The organism is Thermobacillus sp. ZCTH02-B1 (genome assembly GCF_002159085.1).
Taxonomy (GTDB): domain Bacteria; phylum Bacillota; class Bacilli; order Paenibacillales; family Paenibacillaceae; genus Thermobacillus.
On the sequence record NZ_LZRU01000001.1, the window covers coordinates 1 to 25404 of the forward strand.

Genomic DNA, 25404 nt, shown 5'->3' on the forward strand with positions numbered 1-25404 from the left:
CCAACGAGCTGGATTTGCTGATCAAAATGCTGGCTTACAACCTCTATGAGCGGTTCAAGCGGGACTATTGCGAACCCGTTCATTGGGGCTATACGATCGCCAGGTTTCGGCTGGAGTTCTTCCATTGGGCGGCGACGATCGTTCGGCACAGCCGGAAGCTCATCCTGAAACTGGCTCACGACTTTCCATACCGCCATGCGTGGAAGCGAATCGAAGCGCGGCTGGCGACCATGTCAGGTTAGAGATTCCCACAATTTTACATGGAAAACCAAAAGCCCCTTGCGGTGGGGGAGGGGGAGGAATACCTTTCAACGCTGACGGGGAGTTGTCTGGCTGGGAACTTCCCTGTTATTTACAGGGTGTTATGCGCTAACATCTCGTGATTTTACCGAAACAATGGGCTTTCGAAATTTAGGATAAACAAAAAAATTCCTCTATTTTCCGGCGAACGCGTGTTTACGTCCGTTCCCCATGAAAATAGAGGAAATTTTTTTCATTCCGCGGCTGTCAACCGAAAACACCGGAACAAGCGCGAACCTTTCTTTTATTCGAAAGCCGGGTATTTTCGATGGCCGGGTCACGCACGCCGCGCTCCGGCGCCTTCTCATGCGCCCCGACGCCGACCGGCGACACCCGGCACGCATCCCGGCGGACGGCGGCATCCCGGGCGACGTTGCGGACCGGCCGCATCTCCGGCGTCTGACGCGGACCGGGACAACCCGGGAGGGGGCCGGCTCCCCGACATCCCGGGAGACACCGACGGCCCGGCAACTACCGATGCTCCGGCACCTTCTACCGATGCTCCGGCACCTCTTCATGCGCCTCGCCGCGCTCCGGCATTTCCCCGCGCTCCATCCTTGCCTCCCCGCGCGCCGCATCGCGCTCCGGCGCCTCCTGCGTCCCGTCCGCTCCGTCCTCGCGCAGCGCCTCCAGAATCCGCAGGGCCAGCTTCTCGCCGATGCCGAGCGGGCGGAAATCCTCGACCGACGCCTCGCGGATCTTCTTCAGCGAGCCGAAGTGCCGGAGCAGCGCCTTGCGCCGCTTCTCGCCGACGCCGGGGATCGCGTCGAGCCGCGAGGCGATCATCGACTTGCCGCGCACGCTCCGGTGGTACGTGACCGCAAACCGGTGCACCTCGTCCTGAATGCGCTGCAACAGGTAGAATTCCTGGCTGTCGCGCGGCAGCGGCACGACCTCCGGCGGGTCGCCGGTCATGAGCTGCGCCGTCCGGTGCCTCGCGTCCTTCACGAGCCCGCAGACGGGAACGGAGAGTCCCAGCTCGTTCTCGAGCACGTCGATCGCCGCGGTGATCTGCCCCCGGCCGCCGTCGACGACGATCAGGTCGGGCAGCTCCAGCCCCTCCTTCAGCACCCGCTCGTACCGCCGCCGGATCACTTCGCGCATCGTCGCGTAATCGTCGGCTCCCTCGACCGTCTTCACCTTGTATTTCCGGTACTCCGACTTGGCCGGCTTGCCGTCGATGAACACGGCCATCGCCGAGACCGCGTCGGCGCCCTGGATGTTCGAGTTGTCGAACGCCTCGATGCGCCGGAGCCGCGGCAGGCCGAGCCGGCGGGCCAGTCCCTCGCATGCCTTGATGCTGCGGGCTTCGTCGCGCTCGATGAGCCGGAATTTCTCCTCGAGCGTCATCCGCGCGTTCTGGATCGCCATCTTCACGATGTCGCGCTTCTTGCCGCGGCGCGGGACGAACACCTTGACCTTCAGCCAGCGCTGCAGCGACTCGCGCACGTCCTCGTCGCCCCGGAAGGCGCCGGCGCCGTTCCCGCCTCCGTCCGCGGACCGGTGTTCATCGCCCCCGGCGCCTTCCCGCTTCGCACCTTCCGCGGGACCATCCTTCCCGCCGTCCGCCGGCGCGCCCGCGTCCTCGGCCGAGGGCAGCAGAATTTCCTTCGGCAGCGCCGGATTCTCGCTGTAATACTGCGCCACGAACGTCATGAAGTCCTCGTACGGATCGCCGTAGAAAGGAAACGTGGTCGCGCGGCGTTCGATCATTTTGCCCTGGCGCACGTACAAAATCTGCACGCACATCCACCCCTTGTCGGCCGCGAATCCGAAGATGTCGCGGTCGACCGCGTCGGGGACCTGGATCTTCTGCCGCTCCATGACCGTCTCGATGCTCCGGATTTGGTCGCGGTACTCCTTCGCCCGCTCGAACTCGAGTCGTTCCGCCGCGGCCTCCATTTTCTCCTGGAGCTGCGCCTTCACTTCCTGATAGCCGCCGTTCAGGAAGCGGGTGATCTGCTGCACCATCTCCTCGTACTTCGCCGGATCGACCGGGTATTCGCACGGTGCGAGGCATTGCCCGATGTGATAGTACAGGCACACCTTGTCGGGAATCGTCGCACATTTGCGCAGCGGATACAGCCGGTCGAGCAGCCGCTTCGTCTCGCGCGCGTCGTAGGCGTTCGGGTACGGGCCGAAGTATTTCCCGCCGTCCTTAACGACCTTGCGCGTCACCTCGAGCCGCGGATGCCGGTCGCCCGTGATCTTGATGTACGGGAACGACTTGTCGTCCTTCAGCAGCACGTTGTAGCGCGGCTGGTACTGCTTGATCAGGTTGCACTCGAGGATGAGCGCTTCCATGTTGTTCGACGTGACGATGTATTCGAAATCGCGGATCTCGGACACGAGCCGCTGCGTCTTGATGTTGTGGCTGCCCGTGAAATAGGACCGGACACGGTTCTTCAGCACCTTCGCCTTGCCGACGTAGATGACCTTCCCTTCGGCGTTTTTCATCAGGTAGCAGCCCGGCTTGTCCGGTAGCAGCGCCAGTTTCGAACGGATCGGCTCCGGGACGCTCTTCAGCTCCCCGGCCGCGGACCGGCCGGCCGATTCCTTCCGTGCCATGCGTTCACGCCCCCTTCGTCGCTACCACGTATTGTAGCACACGGAACGCCGCGCGGGACGGGGCGCCCGCGCCGGAGCGCCGCCTTATTTTTGTCACATTCGTTCGCTTTACAACGATTCCGCATGTTGGGTATACTAGGGGAAGCCAAGGAACACTTGTGACCGGGCGGCCCGGGACCCGAGGCCGGCCCGACGGGAGGACAGACGGATGGAGAACGTGCAGGATCCGCGTCAGCACATCAACGAGGAACCGCGCAACGATTTCAACGATGTGGCGAACGGTTTCGCCTGGATGTTCATCTTCATGGTGGTCGTGTTCTTCGGCGCCATCGCGATCAAGTACCTGATTTCGTAATCCCCCGGGACGGCGGGAACATTCGGGGCCCCGCTTCCGTCCGCTCCGGACGGCGGCGGGGCCTCTTTTTGCCGGAAACCGTGAAAAAAAAGGCCGGCGTGCCGCCCGGACCGGGAGCTTCCCGTTCGGACGGAGCCGGCCGCATCTACCGTCGGTTATCGCTTTGCTTCGCCGGTCTTCGCGAGCGGTTTGCCGGAGGCAGGCTGTGCCGATGCGCCGGATTTCTCGCGGGCCGCGGACGCCGCGTCGAACCGCCTGCGCTCCGTGCGGTCGATCTGCACGATCCGGCCGTCATGAACCGTGATCAGCACCGAGCCGTATTCCAGTCCGTTCACCACTTCGGCAATGCGCTGCATCCATACGGCATCCACCTCTACCGGTTTCGCCATCGTGAACCCTCCATCCGTGCGAATATGGATCAAATGTGGACCGGCAACGGATCCGTCTTGAGCGGATTTTCGACCAGCACCGCCGACGATCCGTCCAGCACGTACAGGCGATGAATGAACACCAGCACCTCTTCGCCCGGCCTGAGCGGCTCCCGGTCAAGCGACCGGTACGCGACCAGCCGGTTGCCCTCGACTTCCACTTCCACTTCCAGATGCGCCCCGCGGAAATACGATTGCCGGACGATGCCCGGTTGCGCGGAACGCGGATAGGAGAGTTCCCTTTCCCTGCCGACCTCCACGAACTCCGGACGGATGATGGCCGACTTGTCTCCCCGGCCGACGGCTTCCTCGAACCCGAACAGCCGCTCGGGATGCTGGAGCACCCGCGACTCGCCGATGAACGACGCGACGAACGGCGTCTTCGGATGGCGGTAGATCTCGATCGGCGATCCCTGCTGTTCCAGCCGGCCGTTCGAGAAAATGAGCATCTCGTCCGCCACCTCGACCGCCTCGTCCTGGTCGTGCGTCACGAAGATCGAAGTGATGCCGATGGCCTCGATCATCTCCTTCAGCCAGGTGCGAAGTTCCTTGCGGACCTTTGCGTCGATCGCGGCGAACGGCTCGTCGAGGAGCAGCAGGTTCGGACGGGGGGCCAGCGCCCGGGCGAACGCGACGCGCTGCCGCTGGCCGCCCGACAGTTGGTGCGGGTAGCGCTTCGCGACGCCTTCCAGCCCGACCAGCTTCAGCAGCTCGTTCACGCGCTCGCGGATTTCGGCCTTCTTCACCTTCTTCACTTCCAGCCCGAACGCGATGTTCTCGAACACCGTCATGTGCCGGAACAGCGCGTAGTTCTGGAAGACGAAGCCGATGCCGCGCTTCTGCGGCGGAACGTCGTTGACCCGCTTGCCGTCCAGGATGATGTCGCCCTCGTCCGGCTTCTCGAGCCCGGCGATCATGCGGAGCAGCGTCGACTTGCCGCCGCCGCTCGGGCCGAGCAGTCCGATCAGCTTGCCCTCTTCGATCGTGAAGCTGACGTTGTCGACCGCCTTCAGATTGCCGAACCGCTTCGTCACGTTGCGCACTTCGATGCGCATCTCAACCGGCCCCTCCTTCCGTATCCGTCCGCCGCTGCCCCGACTTCCACTCGACAATCGCCTTCACGACCAGCGTCACGAGCGCAAGGAGCGCGAGCAGCGATGCAACGGCGAACGATGCGGTGAACTGGTACTCGTTGTACAGGATCTCGACGTGCAGCGGCAGCGTGTTCGTCTGTCCGCGGATGTGCCCCGAGACGACGGACACGGCGCCGAATTCGCCCATCGCCCGCGCGTTGCACAGGATGACGCCGTACAGCAGCCCCCACTTGATGTTCGGCAGCGTCACGCGCCAGAAGATCCGCCACCCCTTCGCGCCGAGCGTCGCGGCGGCCTCCTCCTCCTCGACGCCCTGCGCCTGCATGAGCGGGATCAGCTCCCGCGCCACGAACGGGAACGTGACAAAGATCGTCGCGAGCACGATGCCCGGCAGCGCGAAGATGATCTTGACGTCGTGCGCCGCCAGCCACGGTCCGAGCAGCCCCTGCGCGCCGAAGAGCAGCACGAAGATGAGGCCCGAGATGACCGGGGAGACCGCGAACGGCAAATCGATCAGCGTGACCAGCACGTTCTTGCCCCGGAAGTCGAACTTCGCGATCGCCCAGGCCGCCGCGACGCCGAACAGCGTGTTCAGCGGCACGGCGATCGCCGCGGTGAGCAGGGTCAGCCTGAGCGCCGACAGGGCGTCCTTCTCCGTGATCGATGCGACGTAGACGCGCCAGCCCTGCGACAGCGCCTCGACGATGACGGAGATGAGCGGCAGCACGATGATGAGGCCGAGGAACAGCAGCGCGACCGCGATCAGCGCGATCCGCACGCCCCGGGATTCCGTCGCGTGGGCGGGCCGGTCGGAGGCCGCGTCGCGAAGCTCCGCGTGAATGGCACCGGCCATGGCGTTCCCTCCTTACCCCGTCTTGAGGCGGCGGCTGTACCGCCACTGCATGTAATTGATGACGAGCAGCAGGGCGAACGAGATGATCAGCATGACGAGCGCGATGGCCGTCGCGCCTTCGTAGTCGAACTGCTCGAGCTTCGTCATGATGAGCAGCGGCGCGATCTCCGTCTTCATCGGCATGTTGCCGGAGATGAAGACGACCGAGCCGTATTCGCCGATGCCGCGGGCGAACGCCAGCGCGAAGCCGGTCATGAGCGGCGCGGCCAGCTCCGGCAGGATGACCTTGCGGAACGTGCGCCAGCGGTACGCGCCGAGCATGACGGCCGCCTCTTCCACATCCTGGTCGAGATCCTGGAGCACCGGCTGAACCGTCCGCACGACGAACGGCAGGCCGATGAAGATGAGCGCGATCGTGATGCCGATCGGCGTATACGCAATTTTGATCCCGAGCGGTTCGAACAGCGAGCCGATCCATCCGGTCGGCGCGTAGATCGATGTCAGCGCGATGCCCGCGACCGCGGTCGGCAGGGCGAACGGCAGGTCGACGATGCTGTCGACGAGCCGCTTGCCCGGAAACCGGTAGCGGACGAGCACCCAGGCGACAAGCAGGCCGAACACGACGTTGACGGCGGCCGCGAGCAATGCGGTCAGGAAACTGATTTTGTAAGCCGCGAGCACGCGGGCGTTCGTCACGGCCGCCCAGAACTCCGAGAAGCTCATTCCCGCCGTCTTGATCAGGACGCTGGCCAGCGGAATGATCACGATGAGGCTCAGGTACAGGACCGTAAATCCGAGCGACAGCCCGAATCCCGGAAGCACGCTGGCCTTTCCGGAACCTTTCATGTGAAGTCAGCTCCCCGTCCGCAACGGCTGTATCGGTTGCCTTGGATGGATTCGGATCAGGCGGATGTCAGGAACCCGGCTGATAAATCTGGTCGAAGTAGCCTCCGTCGGCGAAATGCTTCTCCTGCGCCTCCCGCCAGCTGCCGAAGTCGTTGTCGATCGTCAGGAACTCCACCTCGACGAACCGGTCCCTGTACTGTTCGGCCACGGCCGGATGCGTCGGACGGTAGAAGTTCTCGGCGATCACCTTCTGCGCTTCCTCGCTGTACAGATAGCCGAGATACGCTTCGGCGACCTCGCGCGTTCCCCGCTTGTCGACGACCTTGTCGACGACGGCGACCGGCGGTTCGGCGAGGATGCTGAGCGACGGCGTCACGATGTCGAACTTGTCTTCGCCGAACTCCTTCAGCGCCAGGAACGCTTCGTTCTCCCACGCGAGCAGCACGTCGCCGATCTGCCGTTCGACGAACGTCGTCGTCGCGCCGCGCGCCCCGGAGTCGAGCACCGGCACATGCCTGAACAATTCCTTCATGAACGCGCGCGCGGCCTCCTCGTCGCCGCCGTTCTGCCGCAGCGCGTAGCCCCACGCGGCAAGGTAGTTCCAGCGCGCGCCGCCGGACGTCTTCGGGTTCGGCGTGATGACTTCGACGTCGTCCCGGATCAGATCGTTCCAGTCCAGGATGTTCTTCGGATTGCCTTCCCGGACGAGGAAGACGATCGTCGACGTGTACGGCGAGCTGTTCAGATCGAATTTCGATTGCCAGTCCGGCGAGATGAGCCCGGCATCGGCGATCGCGTCGATGTCGTAGCCGAGCGCCAGCGTCACGACGTCCGCCTCGAGACCGTCGATGACGGAGCGGGCCTGCTTGCCGGAGCCGCCGTGCGATTGCTTGATCGTGACCTTCTGTCCCTTCTCCTTCAGCCAGTAATCGGCAAACAGCTGATTGTACGCCTCGTACAGCTCGCGCGTCGGATCGTAGGAGACATTCAGCAGCTCGACCGACGGCAGCGAATCCTTGCCGCCCGAACCGGACGACGATCCGCCGTTCGAGCCTCCGCCATTGCCCCCTGCGCCGCATGCGGTCAACAGGGCAACGAGGGCGGCGAACATCGTCGTTCGGGCTGCGATCCTCCAGGATTTCATCGGTAACACTCCCCCAAATGCGGTAGCCACACAGGCCGTCTTGTCTGCCATCTGTACCGACTGTCGGCACAGCGAGCGGATGCCGGCGGGGCATCCATGTTCCGGTTGACCGGTCACAACATCATTATTCCTACATGTTTAGTCGGTTTATAGAAAGCATAATAACAGGTCGACTGCCGGGCGTCAACCGTTTTTTGCAAGTTTTTATCCATCCCATAAGCGGCGCTGATAAATGCGAAGGGCCCCGCCGGGGGACGCCTCGGGGCGCCGTCAGACGCCGATCCCCCGGTCGGGACCCGATTCGGTTGTCCTTGTTGCGGCCGGCCTTCCGTGGATCCGGCCGGTCAGCCGCGGCATCGCGCATTTGCTGAAGAACGGCCGGCCCGTGATGCCGCCGCTCAGCCCGTGATGCGATCCAGCGCCACCTTGCGGCCGGTTCTCGCGCTCTCGATCGCGCCGAACACCATCGCCATGCTCTTCAGATTGTCGGCGCAGTCCGTCTCGGCGGGCCGCCCCTCCTCGAGCGCCGCAAACATCTCGTCGAGGCAGCCGGCGTGGCCTTCCCTTCCGTTCCAGACGGTGCCGGCCTCCACGCGGCGCACGGGACGGATGAAGCCGGCCGCCGCCTCGTCCGCGATTTCCGCCGCGGGCATCGAGAAGCCGTCCCAGCGTGCCGTGCCGCGGCTGCCGATGACGCGCCAGTCCGCTTCCCACGACGTCGGGAAGCCCTCGGCGCACCACGATCCGCGGTACGTGAAGACGGATCCGTCGCTCATCTCGAAAATGCACACCGCCGAAGCGTTCCCCTTGTACCACGATCCCGGCGGGTTGTACTCATGGCAGTACACCGACACGGGATCCGCCCCGCTGATGAAGCGGGCCTGATCGAACGTGTGGATCGCCATGTCGATGAGCAGCGGACTGTCCATCAGGTCGCGGAATCCGCCGAAATGCGGTCCGATGAAGAAATCGGCATGGATCGAGCCGGGCGCGCCGAGCGCGCCGGAGGCGACGAGCTCCCGCAGCGCGCGGATCTGCCGGTTGTACCGCCGGTTCTGCATGATCGCGCAGCGCCGGCCCGCCCGCTCCGCGGCGCGCACGATCGCCCGCGCGTCCTCCCGGGTCTCGGCCAGCGGCTTCTCGGCGAACACGTGGCAGCCGGCCTCGAGCGCCGCCGTGACGACCGTCCTGCGGCTGGACGGAACCGTCACGTCGAACACGATGTCCGCCTCCACCCGCGCAAGCGCCTCCCGGATATCGGTGAAGATCGGCACGTCCAGCCCGTACTCGGCGGCCCGGCGGCGCGCCGCCTCCTCCTGGAGATCGACGAGCGCCGCGATCGCGATCTCCTCGCGGGACTGCGCGTAGTCGAGCCACAGCCGGGACATGCCGCCGCACCCGGCCACGATGACGCGATGCCGGCTCATGGTTTCAGCCCCCGCTTGTTCCCGCCGCCGATCCAGAGCGGGTCGACGAACGGGCGGATCCGGTCCATGATCCGCCGGCCCTTGTGCGCCTCCTCGCCGTCCCGGTGCGTGAAGCTGAAGTGCAGTTCCAGCGCGTCCAGGTCATGGTTGGACGTGTAGAACGTCGGCTTCCGGTTCATCCGGTGGTTCAGGATCGCGCCGAGCACATGGTCGCGCACCCACGGGCTCAGATGCTCGGCGCCGATGTCGTCGAAGACGAGCAGGTCGGTCTGCTTCATCAGCTCGATCGTCTCGCGCAGGCGGGCCGGCTCGTCCAGCATCGATTTCACGTCCTCGACGAATTCCGGCACATAGACGATGACGCCGGACAGACCGCACTTCGCCAGTTCGTGCAGCATGTAGCACATGAGATATGTCTTGCCCGTGCCGAACGGGCCGTACAGGTACAGCCCGCGCTTCTGCAGGCCGTTCTCACGCGTCGCTTTGATGTATTTGAACAGCTGGTTGACGGCCGCCGAACGCTCGGGTTCGATGGTGACCATTTCGGTGGGCGAGAACGATCCGCCGAGCACCGATTCGTCGATGTGGAAGCTCCGCACCCGGCTGCGAAGCTGCTGCTCGGCCTCGCGCGCCCTGAGCAGGGAGCAGGCGGCCTTCCGGTCGTGGATCTGCGCCCTGCCGTCCCGCACCTCGCATTCGAGCACCGTGTAGTACCCTTCGATGTCGTTCGGGCACCGGTCGAGGCCGGGACAGGCGGCGCAGTTGCGCTTCTCCTTCACATATTGGTAAATCCGGTTCAGATGGATGCGTAGATCGCGCCGCGTCAGTTCCGGATGGCGGTCCTTGAGCTCCCGCACGGCCGGATCGGCGAGCAGCGCGTCCAGCAGCCGCTCCGCTTCCGCCTGCATCCCGGCGCCCGGAGGCCACCGCCTGATGAGTTCCCCCAGCGATTCCATCGGCCTCTTCCTCCCGTGTCACGACGTTACGATTCGCGTTCCAGCTCGCTCGCGAGCCGGAGCGCCTCCGCCAGTTCCTCCGGCGTAAGCTGCCGGCCTCCCGTCCGCTGTTCGGCGACGGGGATCGCCGGCTTGCGCGTTCCACTCCGTCCGCCCCGGCTCCCGCGCCCCGGCGCCTGCGCCGATACCGGCGCGCGGCGTTCCGCTTCCTTCAACCGCTGCTCAAGCTCCATCTGCTCGCGCACATACCGGATCGCCTTCTCGTATGTATCGACGCCGCGGGCGAGCATGTTCGACGCCACCTTGTCGATGAAGTCGCCCGACAGCCGCTGCGCGCTTCCCGTTCCGAACAGGTAATGAATCAGCACGTTGATCACTTCGCGCGGCATCCGGTAATGGAGATCGATCCGCTCGAACGCCCGGTCGAGCCAGGCGGGCACGGCTCCCGGGAAGAACCGCTTCAGGAAGCGGGTGTGCGGTTCGTTGCGCATCAGGAAATTGTACTGCGCGATGTCGCACCTTCCCGCCAGCGATTCGGGAACGGGCAGATACCAGTCCTCCGGCACCGGAATCTCCTCCGGCGGCTCGTCCTCCCCCTCGTCCGGGGAAGCGGCCTGCGCCGCGCTCCGTCCCGCGATGCGGTTCCGCTCCTCCTCCAGCCGGCGGTTCTGACGGTAATAGACGCTGGCCCGCCGCTGCAGCTCGTCGAAGAGCAGCTCGCCGTCGGGCGAGAAGACGCCGGGCTCGTCCAGCAGCCGCCGCATGTCCACGGCGTCGAGATCGTATTTGTAGGCGATGTAGTTGACGGCCGCCATGCCGTTCCGGTCCGTCCGGAGCCGCTCGACGAACGGCCGGTTCGCCGAGGTGCGGGGGAACCCTAGGATCAGCTCGCCGTATGCGATGCCCGCGGACGGCTCGGGCGGAGGAGCAGGCGCCCGCTCGCGGGAAGCCGCGATCTCCGCCAGCGCCTGCTCGAGCTCGGCGTCCGCGCTGTGCGGCTGCACGCGGAAGATCTCGAAGAACGGAACCGAGAGATCCTCCCGCGAAAGTCCGGGCTGATCCAGCTCCTCCGGAAGCGGGGACTCGAACTGCTCGCGCAGCGCGATGACGGCGTACTTGCCGATCTTGTCCCGGAGCAGCAGCGTGAAGTGGGGATTCGTGAAGAACTCGGCCGGCTCGAGCGGCCTGACCAGCACGTATTCGTACAGAATCTCGTCGCTTCCCGGCGCCGCGATCCGGTTCGTCTGGAGCAGTCCGACGGCCTCGAGCCGGGAAGCCTGCTCGATCAGATAACGGCGGCCGGCGTCTCCGAGTCCGACGCCCAGGCCGAGCATGAGCCGGCGCTGGGCCTCCGGCCGCGAATAGCCGGTCCGCGTCTCGTCGATTTGGTGATAGAGCAGAAGGTACAGCGACACGGCCGGCGCCCCGATCATCGGCTGATAGATCAGGCTGAGCGTCTTCATGTCGAGCGGGCTGAGCGAGAAGTTGCGATAGACGACGTAACGGTGATGCTCGGTGAATTGATGCCCGTGTTCGATCCGCATGCCGCCATCCAGCTCCATCCGTCGCGAAGATCTCGTGATCCTATTCTAGCACAAAACGACACCGCCCGCGCGATTCGTCCGCAAGACGCCGTCATTCGCCATCCCCCCGGAACGGATCCCGAATGCCGGCCGGCGTGACCATCCCGGACAACAAAAAAAGAGCGGCGCCGAACCCGCGTCCGGCTCCGCTCCTGAAGCTGCGATTCATCCGTTCGCGACTGGTACCGCCGCCGGCCCCGCCATCGTCCGGGCGGGGTCCGTTCCCGCGCTCCGGCGCCTCAGAGCCGATCCGCTTCCCGCGCCGCGGCCTCCGCCTCTTCGGCGGAAAGCGCGCCCGCCGGCATCTCCGCCCCGGCAAACGTCCCGGCCGATTTCCGGCCTTCCAGCTTCGCGATCCAGGTGCGGATCGCGTCGCAGATCCGGTCCGGCGCCTTCGTCGGCAGCTGATGGCCCGCTTCGGGGATCACGCGCCATTCCGCGCGGCGCAGCTTGCCCCGGAGTTCCCGCGCATAGGCGCAGCCCGCCGCGTCTTGCCCGCCGCTCAAGAGCAGGACGGGACGGTCGATGCGGTTCAGCCGTTCGTCGCAGCTGTACCGCAGGCAGCTCTCGGCGTAGTCCCGGTGCCGCCGCGGATCGCCGATGCTGCCCTCCGCATGGAGCACGTCGAACGTCGTCCGGCTGTCCGCGTTGCCGAGCGCGACCGGCACGATGACCGCGTTCGGGATCCGGCCGCTGAGCAGCGCCCCGGCCCGCATCCACATCCGGCTGCGCCGGTCGGTCAGGCGGCCCATGCCGGACAGCAGCACGGCGCCCCTGAATCGTTCCGGCGCGGCAAGCAGCGCTTCGAGCGCCGGCATGGCGCCGCACGAATAGCCGCACACATAGGCGGAATCGATGTCCAGCCGCTCCAGGAGCTGGCGGATGTCCTCCGCGATGAGCGGGATCGCGACGGCCGCATCGCCCGCGGGACTGTGACCGTGCCCGCGCACATCGAACAGGACGACGCGGTGATCCCGCGCCAGATCGTATTTCATGTAGTTGAAGACGGAACTGCCGATGAACGGCGGATGGACCATCACGATCGCCGGTCCCTCGCCCGTCGCGTGGCAGTGGAGTTCCGTCCCGTTCACTTGGAGCATCGGCATGGCCCTCACCTCGACGAACTGGAGCGTTCCGTCTTAGTATGGGCGCCGCCGCCTCCAGGTACGATCAGAACATTTTGTAACCGCTCCGCCGCAGCTTGCGGATCGCCCAGCCGCTGGCATACGCGCCGACGAGACCCGCAAGGCCGACCGTGATGTCCGTCCAGGCATAGCCGGTCAGATGGGCCGCAAACGATTCCGACCTGTCCCAGGTGCGCAATACCTCGAACGGAATGACGATGAGCACGAACAGCCAGACCGGCATCCAGGTCGTCTTGACTAGCATGTTCAAAATAAATCCGATGCCGAAAAACAACACGAAAAAGAGCGGCACCAGCACGAGCAGCTGCAACATGTCGGAAACAGGCTCCTTCCTTCGCATCAAGCGCGGTTCCGTGCGTTTCTTAGAGTAGTGTAGTGGAAGCGTCCGCGCGAGTCAATTTTGCCGGGCGCATTGTCACAAGTCCGTCATTTGCCGCATGTCCCGGCGTTCGGGTACAATGATCTCGACCGATCAACCCGTCCGGCGACGGAACGGACCGAAGGAGGATTGCGATGAGCGAAGCGGCTCAAACACTCGAAGGCTGGTTCGCGCTGCACGATTTCCGGACGATCGACTGGCCGGCCTGGAAGCAGGCAGGGCCGGACGAGCGGCGGCGTGCGGAAGACGAGCTCCGCCGCATGCTGGAGCAATGGGCGGCCGTCGAAGAGGCGAAGGCCGGCAGCACGGCCGTCTACGCGATCGTCGGACAGAAGGCCGACATGCTGTTCATGCACCTGCGCGAGACGCTGGACGAGCTGCATGAAGTGGAGACGGCGTTCAACAAATCGGCGTTCGCCGACTACACGCTGCCCGCCTACTCCTACGTCAGCGTCGTCGAGCTGAGCAACTACACGACGCAGCCGGGTTCCGATCCGATGCAGAACCCGGAGATCGTCGCGCGGCTGAAGCCGATCCTTCCGAAGACCCGGCACATCTGCTTCTATCCGATGAACAAGCGCCGGCTGGGCGCCGACAACTGGTACATGCTTCCGATCGACGAGCGGCGCGAGATGATGCGCGCCCACGGCATGACCGGCCGCAAATACGCCGGCAAGGTCCGGCAGATCGTCACCGGCTCGGTCGGCCTCGACGAGTGGGAATGGGGCGTCACGCTGTTCGCCGACGATCCGATCCAGTTCAAGAAGCTCGTCTACGAGATGCGGTTTGACGAGGTCAGCGCGCGCTTCGGCGAGTTCGGCGACTTCTATGTCGGCAATCGGCTGACGGCGGACAAGCTCGGCGAGCTCCTGAAGGTGTAGACCGGAGCGGGCGGACGGGAACGCGCGGACCGGAACGTGCGGACCGGCAAGCTCGGCGTGGTACAGGCTCTGTCGCGTACGAACAAGCGGACAATGGTTGGCGGCAGACGCGGTCAGGACGCGCGGACGTCGGACCGGGCGCGAACACGAAGGCCGGTTCGGAACGGCGCATGCCGTTCCGAACCGGCCTTGCTTCATGCTTCATGGCCTTCTCCGGCTTCCCCCGCGCCGGCATCCGGCGACGGAACGCCCGCGCCTTCGTCCCCCGGGGCGTTCGCCGCGCCGGCCCGCTTCGCGGCCAGATATTCGGCCGTCAGCCGGTCGCGCTCGCGGCTCTTCGCCTTCAGACGTTCGATCGCGGGCTGGATCAGCAAATCCACTTCGCGTTGCACCACGTAAGCCAGGTCGTATCGTCCCTGCGATTCCAGGAAGGAGCCGACTTCCATGAGCGCATTGTATCGCTCGAGCTCGTCCCGGGTCAGCAGTCCCCGCACCTGTACGCTGCAGTGCCTCATCAGAAGAATTTCCCTTTGCGCAGCACGAGCGGAATGCCGCCGATGATGAAGAGGTAGCGGAGGTCGATCAGCTTCTTCAGCTGGGCGGCCGTCCAGCCTTTGTATTTCTTGCCGAACACGAGGCCGATGGCCTCGCCCTTGCCGAGCGAAGCGACCGTGCCCTTGCTCTTGAACTCGAACTTCTTCAGCGCCTGATTGCGGATGGACGCGACCAGGTTGTGCGCGACGGCGATTCCCTGCTGGATCGCGATCTGCGCCGTCGGCGGATACGGACGGCCCTCTTCGTTGAAGACGATCGAGTTGTCGCCGACGACGTAGATGTTGTCATGCCCCGGCACGCGCAGATATTCGTCGACCTTCACGCGGCCGCGGATCGTCTCGAACCCGGCCTCCTCGATCAGCCGGTTGCCGCGGATGCCTCCGGTCCAGATGACCGTCTGCGCCTTGATCTCCTCGCCGTCTCCGACGATGACGCCGTCCGGCCTGCATTCCTTGATCGGCGTGCCGATCCGGAACGTGACGCCCTTCCGGCGCAGCACCTCCATCGCGTATTCGACGAGCTCCGGATCGAAGCCCGGCAGCGCGGTCGGCGCCGCCTCGATGTTGATGATCTTCACGAGCTGCGGATCGACGTCGAACTCGCGGCACAGCTGCGGAACGCGGTCGGCCAGCTCGCCGACGAACTCGATGCCCGTGAATCCCGCGCCGCCGACGACGAACGTCAGGTAATCGGTGCGGTGCGGCTCGCGCTTGAACTTCGCGAACTGGTATTCGATATGCTCGCGGATCAGGCGGACGGAGTTGATGCTCCGGATGGTCAGCGCATATTCCATCAGGCCCGGGATGCCGAACGTCTCCGGCTCGCCGCCGATGCCGATCACAAGGTAGTCGTACGAGAGCGTGCCGTCCTCCAGGATGACCTTGCGGTCCTGCGGACGAATCTGCACGACGGTCGATTTCACGAAGTCGATTTTGAACTCGTCGATCAGCTTCGATATGCTGACGCGCGCGTTCTCCGGACTGTCCGTTCCCGCGGCCGGCATGTGCAGATGGGTCGTGAAGTAATGGTAATCATGCTTGTTGACGAGCGTCACGTCCGCTTCGTTGTAATTCAGCATCTTCTGCAGGCGAAGCGCCGTCATGACGCCCCCGTACCCGGCGCCTAGGATGACGATCTTCGGAATGCTGCTCATGGTGGGCTCCCTTCCATATCTTGGTCATAAATCTTACCGGGGATATTGTGAAAAATTACACAAACAAGACCGGCCATCGTGGTGACATGCCTAGCTTGCTTAAAATCAAACGCCTCTATGTATGCGTTCGATCAGATATCGGACACAATACCGATAACATACATTGAAAATGATAGCACCTTTCATGAAAAGTTCAAGAGCAAAATCCTACGAATTCTTTTAGAATTCCGTACAAAAACGACAGACGCCGCGCCCGGGAACAGGTATAATGATGTGATGGTATGGAAAGTTGTCGAAATCTGACAATCGGCCTGGAGGTGCCCACGGATGTCCCAGCAAACCCATCCCAATCTGACCGACATCGTCATCATCGGAGGCGGCCCCGTCGGCATGTTCGCCGCGTTCTACGCCGGCATGCGGCAGGCATCGGTGAAGATCATCGAAAGCATGCCGCAGCTCGGCGGGCAGCTCTCCGCGCTCTATCCCGAGAAGGACATCTACGACGTCGCCGGCTTTCCGCGCGTGAAGGCGCAGGAGCTCGTCGACCGCCTGCGCGAGCAGCTCGAGGTGTTCAAGCCGGAGATTTGCCTGGACGAAAAGGTGCTTGACGTCCGGAAACTCGGGGAGCGGCTGTTCGAAATCACGACCGACCGCGGCGTCCACCACGCGCGGGCCGTCATCATCGCCGCCGGCGTGGGAGCGTTTGAACCGAGGAAGCTGGAACTTGCGGGAGCGGAAAAGTACGAAGGGATCAACCTGCACTATTTCGTGAACGACCTGGAACAATTCCGGGGGAAGCGCGTGCTGATCAGCGGCGGCGGCGATTCCGCCGTCGACTGGGCGCTCATGCTCGAACCGGTTGCCGCGTCCGTCACGCTGGTGCACCGCCGCGACAAGTTCCGCGCCCATGAGCACAGCGTCGAGAAGCTGAAAGCGTCCGGCGTGAAGATCATGACGCCGTTCGAGATCGCGGTGCTCTCCGGCGACGGACGCATCGAGCGCGTGACCCTGAAGAACGGCCGCACCGGCGAGACGAGTGAAATCGAAGTCGACGCGGTCATCGTGAGCTTCGGCTTCGTCTCTTCCCTCGGCCCGATCGAGCGCTGGGGGCTCAGGATCGAGAACGGTTCGATCGTCGTCGACTCCCGCATGGAAACATCGATTCCGGGCATCTTCGCCGCAGGCGACATCGTCACCTATCCCGGCAAGCTGAAGCTGATCGCCGTCGGCTTCGGGGAAGCGCCGACCGCGGTCAACAACGCAAAGGTGTACATCGATCCGACCGCGAAGCTCTCCCCGGGCCACAGCAGCAGCATGAAATGGTGACGTTCGGGCATCCTGACGGACGGGGTGATCGCCATGCCGCCGATCTGTCCCGTATGCAACGGTCTGGTGCCGCTCGTCTTCGACTGTCCGCGCTGCGGCCGCCCCGTCGGGGATCTGGGCCGGGCGTCCGATGCGCTCGGACCGTACGCGCCCTATGAGCCCGGGCACGAAGAAAGCCGCACGGGCGGCTCCATGGAGGATATGGCGTGCGTGCACGCGGTGCGATGCGAATCCTGCGGGACCGGGAGCGAGGTTACGGTCGTGCTGCACCCGTAAAACGGACGGTCGTCTCCGGTCCGCACGGCGGCGATCCATGCCTGGTTCAGCGGACCGCAGCCTTCGGTCAGCGGCCCTCCGGAATGTGCCGCATCCCCAACCTACGCGCCCATCCGGACGGAAGCGGGCTTCAGCTTGCGCCGGGCCAGTTCCGCCGCGAGCATGCGGATGAACGCGGGATCGAGCTTCTGTTCGACCGCCGCGTAATACGCTTCGAGCAGCAGATCGTCCGGCAGCTTGTTCATGGCGGGTCATCCTTTCAAATCGGGTTCGCCATCGCTGGCGACATTCATCATAGCATGTCCATTTCCGGCGGAACAAGCGGCCCGGTTATCCACAACCGTCTGTGTATGAATTGTGCGTTTCTTGTGGGCAAACGTCGAAAAATGCGCCGCCGCAATGGGGATGTTGTGGACAGAGTTATACACAGCCCCTTGCGGCGGTTCCGCTGATAAAAAAGTTTCATGCATATCGGAAATCAGATTACCAAATCCTATTAACGGCGTTAAATATTTCCCCCTCCCGATCTCCTTCCCCGAGGCCGCCCGGCGGCTCAATGCGGCCGCGTGTTCACTTCGAAGATCCAGATCTTGCCCGAGCGGTCCAGGCCGTAATCGAATCCGAGCTGGTCGATGCCGGGATACCGCCGCTCCAGCACGGCCGTCGCCGTGTAGGTGAGCGACCGCATCTGGCGCTTCTTTGCCGCCGCGAGCCGCGGCGACAGCGAGCGGCTGATGCCGACGGAAGCGGGCAGCTGCGTGCCGCCGCGGCACAGGTTCGTGACGAACAGCCCCTTGCGCGCGAGCCGGCCGACGATCGCACGGATCCGCCATTCGCCGCCTTCCTTCACGATTTTCACCCGGTAATCGATCGGCCGTCCGCCGATCGTCGCAAGCGGAATGCGGCGCTGAATCAGATACCGCCGTCCCCTCCTGAGCCGGCGCAACGCCTTCGCCAGCTCCGCGAACGTGCGGTACCGGCGCTTCGACGCTCCGACGGTGACGGAGTAACCGCCGCCCTCGCGCGCGACCTTCGCGACGCCGACGCCGCCGGTGCCGCGCTGCGGCTTGATGACGACGCTCCCGTATTGCGCGAGCATCCCGCGCAGATTGGCCTCGCTGTAGAGCCGCGTCTTCGGAATGTGCGGAGCGATCCCCGGATGCGACAGGAGAGCCGCCGTCTTCGCCCATTTGTCCGCCAGCGTCCTGCCGGACGACCGGACTTGAGCCTGCATCGGCATCGCCCCTTCCCCTTGTCATGCTGCATCCTATGCCGGAGAGACAACGTTCTCCTGGACATCCACCCCCGCCTCGTCCGAAATGTGCGGACGCCGTTGATCTCGGGCCTTCCGGGATGGTACGCTGACAGTACCAGGGAGGTGCCGACATGATACCGATCGACGCCGAAGCGGTCCAGGCCATGCTGGACGCACTGAAAGACCGAGATGTCTATCTGCACCTCGAGTCGACGACCGGAGCCTACGCAGCCCATTACGACAGCAGCCGGCATCCGTCGTCCGCGTTCGTCCGGAACGCCGTCATCCGGTACGAACGGGGCGTCATTTCCGGCACCGGTCCGTACCGCGTCGGGCTGAAGATGGCGCACGGATGGGTCTATTGCGAGGGACTGACGCATTACGAGGAAACGGAGACGGAGCGGCTCCTGCTGGCCGGCCACAACCGCGAAGGGAAGCTGGCCGTCGCGCTGCAGCTGTCTCCGACGCCGTTCTGACGCGAAGGGAGCCTGATGCCGTGGAAAAACGCGTTCTCGCCGTATTCCCGCATCCCGACGACGAATCGTTCGGCGCATCCGGAACGCTGGCGATGTACGCCGCCTCCGGCGCCGAGGTCGCCTACGCCTGCCTGACGCTCGGTCAGATGGGCCGGAACATGGGGTTCCCGCCGTTCGCGAACCGAGAGACGCTCCCCGAATGCCGCCGGAAGGAGCTGGAGGCGTCCTGCCGCGCGATCGGCATCCGGGACCTCAGGCTGCTCGGCTTCATGGACAAGACGATCGAATTCGAGGATCCCGAACTGCTCGACGCGCGGATCGGCGCGGTGGTGCGCGACGTGCAGCCCGAGCTCGTCATCACCTTCTATCCGGGTTACGCCGTCCATCCGGATCATGATGCCTGCGGCGCCGCCGTCGTCCGCGTGATCGGGCGGATGCCGCGCGGCGAACGTCCCGCCGTGCACTGCATCGCCTTCTCGCACGGCTGCGAGCGGGTGCTCGGCAATCCGGACGTCCTCCGCGACGTGCGGCCGTATCTGAAGCAGAAGTTCGCATCGATCCGGGCGCACCGTTCCCAATTCTACGTGCCCGGCGTATCGGACGGCGACGGCCGGGTGACGCGCGAGCTCGAGGAGCGGTTCGGCACCGAACGGTTCTGGACCTATCGCTTCGATTGACGCAGGTTGCGGAATCCATCTTTACAAATTTGCGGAAAACGGCTATAATGCGGCCAACCGATTCGGAAAGAAGGCGGAGGGGATGGCTGCTTTCACGCTTCGGATCGTCAAAGCCCGCTGCCATCACGATCGGCCAGGCGTTTGACCCGCGCGGCAGATTCCCGCGGGGCAAACGCCTTTCGGCGTTGTGCCTGCGGGCCCGCGAAGGATCGGAGGAGCCGGCCAGGCACAGCCCGTGCCTGGATCGGCTTTTTGATTTTCGGGGGAAACGGAGGTTGCGCCATGGAATGCATCCATCGTCTGCCGGAGGACCGGGAAAGGTTGGACGCGCGCCTCGCCGCACGGCGCAGGCTGTTCGACCGGAAGACGCTGGAGGGCGTACTCGATCTGTTCGACGACGTCGAGGCGCGGGGCGACGCCGCGGTCATCGACGCGACACGGACCTTCGACGGCGTCGCCCTGGAGCGGCTCACGGTCGACGAAGCGTATGTCTCCCGCTGCGTTGCGGACCTGTCCCCTTCGCTCAGGGAAGCGGTGGAGACGGCGATCCGCCACGTCCGCGAGGTGAACCTCGCGCTGCTGCCGGAATCCCGGGAACTGAAAATCCGCCCCGGCACCGTCGTCGGCGAGCGGTTCGGGCCGCTCGACGCGGTCGGCATCTGGATTCCGTCGCGCAAGGGCCCGCTGCTCTCGACCGCGATCATGCTCGTCACCGCCGCCCGGGTCGCCGGCGTCGGCACGGTCGTCGTCGGCATGCCGCCGCGGCCGGACGGATCGGCCGACCCGGCGACGGCGGCCGCCGCGAAGCTGGCGGGCGCGGACCGGATCGTCGTCGGCAACGGCGTCGCCGTCATCGCGGCGTTCGCCTGCGGCACAGCGTCGATCCCCGAGACCGACGGCGTCTTCGGCCCGGGGCCCGGCGGCATCGGCGCCGCGATGTTCGCCGCGATGATGCGCGGCAAGCGGAGCGCGCCCGGCATCGGCCCGTCGGATTCGGTCGTGCTCGCCGACGGCACGGCCGACCCGGCCGCAGTCGCCCGCGACCTCGCGAACGAGGCGGAACACGGTCCGGACTCGTCGTCGGTGCTCGTGACGACCTCCGCCGCGCTGGCCGGGCGGACCGCCGAAGAACTGCGGCGGGTGATCGCCGAAGCGGACGAGCCGCGGCGCGGCTGGCTCGAGACCGTGTTCGGCCCCGGCGGGCGCGACGCGATCGTCATCGCCTCCGACCTCGACGAGGCGTGCGCGTTCATCAACGACTACGCGCCCGAGCACCTGATGATCGTCTGCGAACCGGAGACGGAACGACGGGCGCTCGGACGGATCCGGCACGCGGGCGAAATGCTGCTCGGGGCGAACACCCCCTTCTCCGCCGCCAATTACGGGATCGGCATCACCGCGGTCCTGCCGACGAACGGGTTCGCGCGCGCCTGGTCGGGCGTTACCGCACGGGACATGATGAAGGCGTCCACCGTCGGCCGGCTGGACCCCGGCGCGCTGCGCGACATCGCCCCGGTCATCCGCGCCTTCGCGCGCTGCGAGGGGCTGCCCGCCCACGAGGCGGCCGCCCTCGTCCGGTTGAACCGCCGCGCGCCGCGCGGAATCGCCGCCGGTTCCGGACCCGCAGGCCATGGGGAGTCGTCCGCCCGCCATGCGGACGACGGCCCCGCACGCACCGGCGGCGGAACGATGCCCGTCCGCGAAGCGGACGCCGGCCGCAATGCCGAACGGGACGGTCATGAACGATGACCGCCGCCTTCCTCCTCGTGCTCGCGACGGGATGCCTGCACGCGGTCTGGAACCTCATTGCGCCATCTTCCCGCGGGACATATACTAAATGTAAATTTCGGGCGCATGCGCATGCCGTGCGCCGAAGGAGGCGGCCAGCATGGGGGATTTCCACCATCTCGCGCACGTCAAGGAGCAGGAGGCGTCCCGGCGCACGCTGTGGATCGTGCTCGGCCTGACCCTGTTCTTCACGATCATCGAAGTGATCGGCGGCATCGTCTCGAAATCGCTGGCGCTCCTGTCCGACTCCGCCCACATGATCTCCGACGTCGGCGCGCTCGGGCTCAGCCTGCTGGCGGTGAAGCTGGCCTCGCGCAAGCCAAACTCCACGTACACCTACGGCTACCTCCGGTTCGAACCGATCGCGGCGCTGCTGAACGGCCTGACGCTGTGCGCGATCTCGATCGGCATCTTCATCGAAGGCGCACGCCGGTTCGTGACGCGTCCCGAGATCGACTACGGCATCATGCTGACGATCGCCGTCATCGGCCTGGTCGTCAACATCATCCTGACGGCCGTCCTCAGCCGCAGCATGAAGGAAGAGAACAATCTGAACATCCGGAGCGCGCTCTGGCATTTCATCGGCGATCTGCTCAGTTCGATCGGCGTCATCGTGTCGGCGGTGCTCATTTCCTTCACGGGCTGGCATCTGTTCGATCCGATCATCAGCATCGTGATCGGCGGGATCATTTTCGGCGGCGGGGCGCGGATCGTCCGGCAGTCGTACCGCGTCCTGATGGAATCGGTGCCGGAGGGGTACGAGCTGGAGGAGATCCGGCGGGACATCGCGAAGGTGGAGGGCGTGCTGGACGTGCACGAGATGCATTTCTGGGCGATCTCGACCGATCACAACATCCTGACCGCCCACGTCTTCATCCGCGCCGACATCCAGCCGTTCTGCGTCATCCTCGCGATCAACGAGATGCTGAAGGACAAGTACAAAATCATGCACGCCACGATCCAGACCGAGCACGCGCAGATCCACCCGCACGGCGAATACGGCAGGCAGTTCCTCGAAGATCGCCGGCCCCGGGACAAAGCGCCCGCCGGAACGGCGCAGCATGCGTAATGCGGCACGGACCTTCCCCGAACGGTATCATGCCCGCCGCATGGGGCGCCTTGACGGCCCCGCTCCGGAAGGCCGGCAGCCGCCGCAACGGGAATGCCCCGCCGCGATCCCGCCCCGGCCGGCCCGGCCGGAGCGCCCGCCCGCATCAAACACAAAAAAAGTACGGTTCGCCCGCAGCGAGCCGTACTTTTTCAACTTCTACAGCACCTTCGACAGGAATTCCCTCGTCCGCGGGTGCCTCGGATTCGTAAAGATCCGCTCCGGCGTGTCGTCCTCGAGGATGTTCCCCCCGTCCATGAACAGCACCCGCGTCGCCACTTCCCGCGCGAACCCCATTTCGTGCGTGACGATCACCATCGTCATGCCCTCGTCCGCAAGCTGGCGGATCAGATCGAGCACCTCGCCGACCATCTCCGGATCGAGCGCCGAGGTCGGCTCGTCGAACAACATCACCTTCGGGTTCATCGCGAGCGCGCGGACGATCGCGATGCGCTGCTTCTGGCCGCCGGACAGGGTGGACGGATAGGCGTTCGCCTTGTCCTCCAGACCGATGCGCTTCAGGAGCCGCAGCGCGTTCTCCCGCGCCTCCTCCCGGATCCGCGCCTTGCTCGTCTCGATCGGATGCAGCGGCAGCTTCTCGCCGTGGAACAGATTGCGCAGCCGGACGAGCCGGTTCCGCCGCTTCAGCCGGCGCAGATCCCTGAGTCCCAGATACACCGGTGCCAGCATGATGTTCTCGAGCACGGTCTTGTTGTTGAACAGGTTGAAATGCTGGAACACCATGCCCATCTGCCGGCGGTGTTCGTCGATGTCCGCCTTCCGGTCGGTGATGTCCCGGCCTTCGAACAGGATCGAGCCGCTCGTCGGCTCCTCCATCCGGTTCAGGCAGCGGAGGAAGGTGCTCTTGCCGCTGCCGGACGGCCCGATGATCGCGATTTTCTCGCCCTGCCGGATCGTGGTCGTGATCCCCTTCAGCACCTCCGTGCTGCCGTAGGCCTTTCGCAGATTAATGACGTCGATCACTTTTCCTCAGGCTCCTTTCCAACTGCCTGACGATCAGCGCGGCGACGGCCACGAGCACGATGTAGATCAGGGCCATCACGAGATACGGCACCATGAACTCGTAATTGTTCGAGCCGATGTAGTTGAAGGCCACGTACAGATCGGCCGCGCCGACGAAGCTGACGACGGAGGTCTCCTTGATCAGCGAGATGAACTCGTTGCCGAGCGTCGGCACGATGTTCTTCACCGCCTGCGGAATGACGATCTTCATCATCGTGACCCGGTAGTTCAGGCCGAGCGCCCGGCCCGCCTCCATCTGGCCGGGATCGACGGACAGGATGCCGCTGCGCATGATCTCCGATACATAGGCGGCGCTGTTCAGGCCGAAGACGATCACGCACACCTGCAGCGCGGGGATGTTGATGCCCATCAGGGGCAGCGCCACATAGTAGGCGACGAGCAATTGCACGACGATCGGCGTGCCGCGGAACAGGCCGACGTAGAAGACGCACAGGCCTTCCAGGGATTTGGTCAACCGGTTGGTTTTCGGCATGACCCGCACGACCGCGATCAGCGTCCCGATCAGGATGCCGATGGCCAGCCCGGCGACCGCGATCCAGACCGTATTCTGCAGCCCGGTGAGCACCTTCACGTAGCCGCCATGCTCGATGAAGACCTCCCAGAACCGCTCCAGCTTTTTGTCAAAATTCCCCATGATTCCTCTCCCAAGCGCGGAGATACTCCGCCCGGATCGGCGGAGTATCGTCGAATCTTGCGATGCGCTTTATTGCAGTTCGTTGAAGGCGGCCGCGATGAACTTCGCCGGCTCCTCGTCGATGATGACGAAATCCAGGTTGCCGTTCAGCATGTCCTGGACGGCCAGCGAACCGTTCCGGTAGCCGATGCCGGTCACGTTCAGCCCCCGGAAGCCCCAGTCCTCGTCGCCTTCCACATAGAACTGCGCGGTCGTGCCCGTCTGGAACCCGACCCGGGTGTCCTTCGACAGGCCGTTCAGCACGGCTTCCACGTCGGCGGTCGTCTTCGCTTCGTCGAACCGCGTGTCGGACGCCTTCACGATGATCATTTGCGCGGCGTCATAGTATTTGTCCGAGAAGTTGACGTACGCCTTGCGCTCTTCCGTGATCGTGAGGCCCGCCATCCCGATGTCCGCCTTGCCCTGGCCGACGGACAGCACGACGGCGTCGAAGTCCATGTTGCTGATGACCAGTTCCTTGCCCAGATATTCGGCGAGCAGCGCGGCGAGTTCCATGTCGACGCCGTAATATTTGTCGCCCACCGTATATTCGAAAGGCTCGAAGGCGGCGTTGGTCGCGACGACCAGCTGATCCTTGCCGGGATCAAGCTGCGCCGAGACGACCGGCTTGGGCTCCCCGTCGCCGAAATAGCGGTTCAGGATCTCGTCGAGCGTCCCGTCTTCCTTGACTTTGGCGATGAACGCGTTCACCTGCTCCAGCAGCTCCGGCTGGTTCTTGTCGACGACGAAGGCGTACTCTTCCTCCGTGAGCGGAATCTCGATGACCTTCACGGCCTGGCCGCCCGAACCCGCCTGATCCTTGCCGCCGCTTCCCGATCCGCATCCCGCGGCCGCGATCGCGAGCAGGACCGCCAACAGAATGATGGCTGATTGCTTCATGCTGCGTTCTCTCCCTTGTTCCCGGATGTGAATAAAAAACGAGCACATTATTGATGAATTCTCACAAAATATACATGATTCGATCTTCCCGGCGCAACATCCAAATGATGAATTTGTTCCGCGCGCACAACGGAACCCCCGGCGGCGCCCCGCCGGGGCTCTCCCGCGCCCGGAACGTCCGCCGGATCCCGCCGGCATCCGGACCGCGCGGCCG

The 25404-nt window shown here is 64.8% G+C and carries 27 protein-coding genes; 9 read left to right on the plus strand and 18 right to left on the minus strand.

What is annotated here, in order from left to right:
• Positions 1 to 242: transposase (locus tag A9Z00_RS00005; protein WP_296973011.1), on the plus strand; the 242-nt coding region annotated here is incomplete at its 5' end.
• Between the two features lie 550 nt (positions 243 to 792).
• Here the strand turns inward: A9Z00_RS00005 and uvrC are convergent.
• Positions 793 to 2868, minus strand: a complete 2076-nt coding sequence (gene uvrC / locus A9Z00_RS00010; RefSeq protein ID WP_296973013.1) for an excinuclease ABC subunit UvrC — start codon at positions 2866 to 2868, stop codon at positions 793 to 795.
• 208 nt (positions 2869 to 3076) lie between these two features.
• On the opposite strand from uvrC, the gene A9Z00_RS00015 reads away from it, so the two are divergent.
• The gene (locus A9Z00_RS00015) at positions 3077 to 3223 is read left to right on the plus strand and encodes a YqzM family protein (protein WP_296973015.1); all 147 of its coding nucleotides are present in this window, start codon (positions 3077 to 3079) and stop codon (positions 3221 to 3223) included.
• A 155-nt stretch (positions 3224 to 3378) separates the two neighbouring features.
• Here A9Z00_RS00015 and A9Z00_RS00020 read toward each other — a convergent pair whose 3' ends face one another.
• From A9Z00_RS00020 to A9Z00_RS00065, 10 genes are all read right to left on the minus strand, one after another.
• Entirely contained in the window at positions 3379 to 3612 is a 234-nt protein-coding gene (locus A9Z00_RS00020; RefSeq protein WP_296973017.1) for a YezD family protein, read from the minus strand.
• A gap of 29 nt (positions 3613 to 3641) precedes the next feature.
• Complete coding sequence (locus A9Z00_RS00025) at positions 3642 to 4706, minus strand: ABC transporter ATP-binding protein (RefSeq protein ID WP_296973019.1); 1065 nt, start codon at positions 4704 to 4706, stop codon at positions 3642 to 3644.
• 1 nt (position 4707) lies between these two features.
• On the minus strand, positions 4708 to 5598 hold the full coding sequence (gene cysW, locus A9Z00_RS00030; protein WP_296973021.1) for a sulfate ABC transporter permease subunit CysW: 891 nt from the start codon (positions 5596 to 5598) through the stop codon (positions 4708 to 4710).
• A 12-nt stretch (positions 5599 to 5610) separates the two neighbouring features.
• On the minus strand, positions 5611 to 6444 hold the full coding sequence (gene cysT, locus A9Z00_RS00035) for a sulfate ABC transporter permease subunit CysT (RefSeq protein WP_296973023.1): 834 nt from the start codon (positions 6442 to 6444) through the stop codon (positions 5611 to 5613).
• Between the two features lie 67 nt (positions 6445 to 6511).
• Positions 6512 to 7588 (minus strand): sulfate ABC transporter substrate-binding protein, encoded by a 1077-nt coding sequence (locus tag A9Z00_RS00040; RefSeq protein ID WP_296973026.1) that lies wholly within the window; start codon positions 7586 to 7588, stop codon positions 6512 to 6514.
• 398 nt (positions 7589 to 7986) lie between these two features.
• The gene (locus A9Z00_RS00045) at positions 7987 to 9015 is read right to left on the minus strand and encodes a Gfo/Idh/MocA family protein (RefSeq protein ID WP_296973028.1); all 1029 of its coding nucleotides are present in this window, start codon (positions 9013 to 9015) and stop codon (positions 7987 to 7989) included.
• Complete coding sequence (dnaI, locus tag A9Z00_RS00050; protein ID WP_296973031.1) at positions 9012 to 9971, minus strand: primosomal protein DnaI; 960 nt, start codon at positions 9969 to 9971, stop codon at positions 9012 to 9014. Before dnaI ends, A9Z00_RS00045 begins: the two co-directional genes overlap by 4 nt.
• Positions 9972 to 9997: 26 nt before the next feature.
• Complete coding sequence (locus tag A9Z00_RS00055) at positions 9998 to 11533, minus strand: DnaD domain protein (RefSeq protein WP_296973033.1); 1536 nt, start codon at positions 11531 to 11533, stop codon at positions 9998 to 10000.
• A gap of 260 nt (positions 11534 to 11793) precedes the next feature.
• The gene (locus A9Z00_RS00060; RefSeq protein WP_296973034.1) at positions 11794 to 12654 is read right to left on the minus strand and encodes an alpha/beta fold hydrolase; all 861 of its coding nucleotides are present in this window, start codon (positions 12652 to 12654) and stop codon (positions 11794 to 11796) included.
• Positions 12655 to 12724: 70 nt separating this feature from the next.
• Positions 12725 to 13012 carry a YuiB family protein gene (locus A9Z00_RS00065; RefSeq protein WP_296973036.1) on the minus strand — a complete coding sequence of 96 codons (288 nt, stop codon included), beginning with the start codon at positions 13010 to 13012 and terminating at the stop codon, positions 12725 to 12727.
• A 200-nt stretch (positions 13013 to 13212) separates the two neighbouring features.
• On the opposite strand from A9Z00_RS00065, the gene hemQ reads away from it, so the two are divergent.
• Positions 13213 to 13959, plus strand: a complete 747-nt coding sequence (gene hemQ, locus A9Z00_RS00070; protein WP_296973038.1) for a hydrogen peroxide-dependent heme synthase — start codon at positions 13213 to 13215, stop codon at positions 13957 to 13959.
• Positions 13960 to 14153: 194 nt separating this feature from the next.
• On the opposite strand, the gene A9Z00_RS00075 is transcribed toward hemQ, so the two are convergent.
• Together A9Z00_RS00075 and A9Z00_RS00080 are read right to left on the minus strand one after the other, a co-directional pair.
• Positions 14154 to 14474: a hypothetical protein gene (locus A9Z00_RS00075; protein ID WP_296973040.1), complete on the minus strand. Its 321-nt coding sequence runs from the start codon at positions 14472 to 14474 to the stop codon at positions 14154 to 14156.
• Positions 14474 to 15667, minus strand: a complete 1194-nt coding sequence (locus A9Z00_RS00080) for an NAD(P)/FAD-dependent oxidoreductase (protein WP_296973042.1) — start codon at positions 15665 to 15667, stop codon at positions 14474 to 14476. Before A9Z00_RS00080 ends, A9Z00_RS00075 begins: the two co-directional genes overlap by 1 nt.
• A gap of 327 nt (positions 15668 to 15994) precedes the next feature.
• Between A9Z00_RS00080 and A9Z00_RS00085 the strand changes: the two genes are divergently transcribed.
• Complete coding sequence (locus A9Z00_RS00085) at positions 15995 to 16993, plus strand: NAD(P)/FAD-dependent oxidoreductase (RefSeq protein WP_296973044.1); 999 nt, start codon at positions 15995 to 15997, stop codon at positions 16991 to 16993.
• A 33-nt stretch (positions 16994 to 17026) separates the two neighbouring features.
• Entirely contained in the window at positions 17027 to 17269 is a 243-nt protein-coding gene (locus tag A9Z00_RS00090; RefSeq protein ID WP_296973045.1) for a hypothetical protein, read from the plus strand.
• Positions 17270 to 17370: 101 nt separating this feature from the next.
• Here A9Z00_RS00090 and sda read toward each other — a convergent pair whose 3' ends face one another.
• Positions 17371 to 17514, minus strand: a complete 144-nt coding sequence (sda, locus tag A9Z00_RS00095) for a sporulation histidine kinase inhibitor Sda (protein WP_296973047.1) — start codon at positions 17512 to 17514, stop codon at positions 17371 to 17373.
• Positions 17515 to 17822: 308 nt separating this feature from the next.
• Entirely contained in the window at positions 17823 to 18503 is a 681-nt protein-coding gene (locus tag A9Z00_RS00100) for a YheC/YheD family protein (protein WP_296973049.1), read from the minus strand.
• Between the two features lie 152 nt (positions 18504 to 18655).
• Between A9Z00_RS00100 and A9Z00_RS00105 the strand changes: the two genes are divergently transcribed.
• The 4 genes from A9Z00_RS00105 (at position 18656) to A9Z00_RS00120 (ending at position 22534) form a co-directional block, all read left to right on the plus strand.
• The gene (locus tag A9Z00_RS00105) at positions 18656 to 19000 is read left to right on the plus strand and encodes a YojF family protein (RefSeq protein WP_296973051.1); all 345 of its coding nucleotides are present in this window, start codon (positions 18656 to 18658) and stop codon (positions 18998 to 19000) included.
• Between the two features lie 20 nt (positions 19001 to 19020).
• Positions 19021 to 19677: a bacillithiol biosynthesis deacetylase BshB2 gene (gene bshB2, locus A9Z00_RS00110; protein ID WP_296973053.1), complete on the plus strand. Its 657-nt coding sequence runs from the start codon at positions 19021 to 19023 to the stop codon at positions 19675 to 19677.
• 282 nt (positions 19678 to 19959) lie between these two features.
• Positions 19960 to 21426 carry a histidinol dehydrogenase gene (gene hisD / locus A9Z00_RS00115; RefSeq protein WP_296973055.1) on the plus strand — a complete coding sequence of 489 codons (1467 nt, stop codon included), beginning with the start codon at positions 19960 to 19962 and terminating at the stop codon, positions 21424 to 21426.
• Positions 21427 to 21565: 139 nt separating this feature from the next.
• Entirely contained in the window at positions 21566 to 22534 is a 969-nt protein-coding gene (locus A9Z00_RS00120) for a cation diffusion facilitator family transporter (RefSeq protein ID WP_296973057.1), read from the plus strand.
• A gap of 198 nt (positions 22535 to 22732) precedes the next feature.
• Here A9Z00_RS00120 and A9Z00_RS00125 read toward each other — a convergent pair whose 3' ends face one another.
• The 3 genes from A9Z00_RS00125 to A9Z00_RS00135 all read right to left on the minus strand — a co-directional run bounded on the left by A9Z00_RS00125 (position 22733) and on the right by A9Z00_RS00135 (position 25190).
• Positions 22733 to 23557, minus strand: coding sequence for an amino acid ABC transporter ATP-binding protein (locus A9Z00_RS00125; RefSeq protein WP_296973058.1), 825 nt, complete (start codon positions 23555 to 23557; stop codon positions 22733 to 22735).
• Positions 23541 to 24251, minus strand: a complete 711-nt coding sequence (locus A9Z00_RS00130) for an amino acid ABC transporter permease (protein WP_296973060.1) — start codon at positions 24249 to 24251, stop codon at positions 23541 to 23543. Before A9Z00_RS00130 ends, A9Z00_RS00125 begins: the two co-directional genes overlap by 17 nt.
• A gap of 69 nt (positions 24252 to 24320) precedes the next feature.
• Positions 24321 to 25190: a transporter substrate-binding domain-containing protein gene (locus A9Z00_RS00135; RefSeq protein ID WP_296973062.1), complete on the minus strand. Its 870-nt coding sequence runs from the start codon at positions 25188 to 25190 to the stop codon at positions 24321 to 24323.
• Positions 25191 to 25404 lie beyond the last annotated feature (214 nt).

Bases quoted from the DNA above. Each gene is read 5' to 3' on its own strand.
- sda (WP_296973047.1), bottom strand. From the start codon at position 17,514: ATGAACAAGCTGCCGGACGATCTGCTGCTCGAAGCGTATTACGCGGCG.
- A9Z00_RS00040 (WP_296973026.1), bottom strand. From the start codon at position 7,588: ATGAAATCCTGGAGGATCGCAGCCCGAACGACGATGTTCGCCGCCCTC.
- A9Z00_RS00065 (WP_296973036.1), bottom strand. From the start codon at position 13,012: ATGTTGCAGCTGCTCGTGCTGGTGCCGCTCTTTTTCGTGTTGTTTTTC.
- A9Z00_RS00045 (WP_296973028.1), bottom strand. From the start codon at position 9,015: ATGAGCCGGCATCGCGTCATCGTGGCCGGGTGCGGCGGCATGTCCCGG.
- A9Z00_RS00015 (WP_296973015.1), top strand. From the start codon at position 3,077: ATGGAGAACGTGCAGGATCCGCGTCAGCACATCAACGAGGAACCGCGC.
- dnaI (WP_296973031.1), bottom strand. From the start codon at position 9,971: ATGGAATCGCTGGGGGAACTCATCAGGCGGTGGCCTCCGGGCGCCGGG.
- A9Z00_RS00090 (WP_296973045.1), top strand. From the start codon at position 17,027: ATGCCGCCGATCTGTCCCGTATGCAACGGTCTGGTGCCGCTCGTCTTC.
- cysT (WP_296973023.1), bottom strand. From the start codon at position 6,444: ATGAAAGGTTCCGGAAAGGCCAGCGTGCTTCCGGGATTCGGGCTGTCG.
- A9Z00_RS00105 (WP_296973051.1), top strand. From the start codon at position 18,656: ATGATACCGATCGACGCCGAAGCGGTCCAGGCCATGCTGGACGCACTG.
- A9Z00_RS00135 (WP_296973062.1), bottom strand. From the start codon at position 25,190: ATGAAGCAATCAGCCATCATTCTGTTGGCGGTCCTGCTCGCGATCGCG.
- hemQ (WP_296973038.1), top strand. From the start codon at position 13,213: ATGAGCGAAGCGGCTCAAACACTCGAAGGCTGGTTCGCGCTGCACGAT.
- A9Z00_RS00075 (WP_296973040.1), bottom strand. From the start codon at position 14,474: ATGAGGCACTGCAGCGTACAGGTGCGGGGACTGCTGACCCGGGACGAG.
- A9Z00_RS00085 (WP_296973044.1), top strand. From the start codon at position 15,995: ATGTCCCAGCAAACCCATCCCAATCTGACCGACATCGTCATCATCGGA.
- A9Z00_RS00130 (WP_296973060.1), bottom strand. From the start codon at position 24,251: ATGGGGAATTTTGACAAAAAGCTGGAGCGGTTCTGGGAGGTCTTCATC.
- A9Z00_RS00080 (WP_296973042.1), bottom strand. From the start codon at position 15,667: ATGAGCAGCATTCCGAAGATCGTCATCCTAGGCGCCGGGTACGGGGGC.
- A9Z00_RS00025 (WP_296973019.1), bottom strand. From the start codon at position 4,706: ATGCGCATCGAAGTGCGCAACGTGACGAAGCGGTTCGGCAATCTGAAG.
- uvrC (WP_296973013.1), bottom strand. From the start codon at position 2,868: ATGGCACGGAAGGAATCGGCCGGCCGGTCCGCGGCCGGGGAGCTGAAG.
- A9Z00_RS00020 (WP_296973017.1), bottom strand. From the start codon at position 3,612: ATGGCGAAACCGGTAGAGGTGGATGCCGTATGGATGCAGCGCATTGCC.
- A9Z00_RS00055 (WP_296973033.1), bottom strand. From the start codon at position 11,533: ATGGAGCTGGATGGCGGCATGCGGATCGAACACGGGCATCAATTCACC.
- A9Z00_RS00100 (WP_296973049.1), bottom strand. From the start codon at position 18,503: ATGCAGGCTCAAGTCCGGTCGTCCGGCAGGACGCTGGCGGACAAATGG.
- cysW (WP_296973021.1), bottom strand. From the start codon at position 5,598: ATGGCCGGTGCCATTCACGCGGAGCTTCGCGACGCGGCCTCCGACCGG.
- hisD (WP_296973055.1), top strand. From the start codon at position 19,960: ATGGAATGCATCCATCGTCTGCCGGAGGACCGGGAAAGGTTGGACGCG.
- A9Z00_RS00060 (WP_296973034.1), bottom strand. From the start codon at position 12,654: ATGCTCCAAGTGAACGGGACGGAACTCCACTGCCACGCGACGGGCGAG.
- A9Z00_RS00120 (WP_296973057.1), top strand. From the start codon at position 21,566: ATGGGGGATTTCCACCATCTCGCGCACGTCAAGGAGCAGGAGGCGTCC.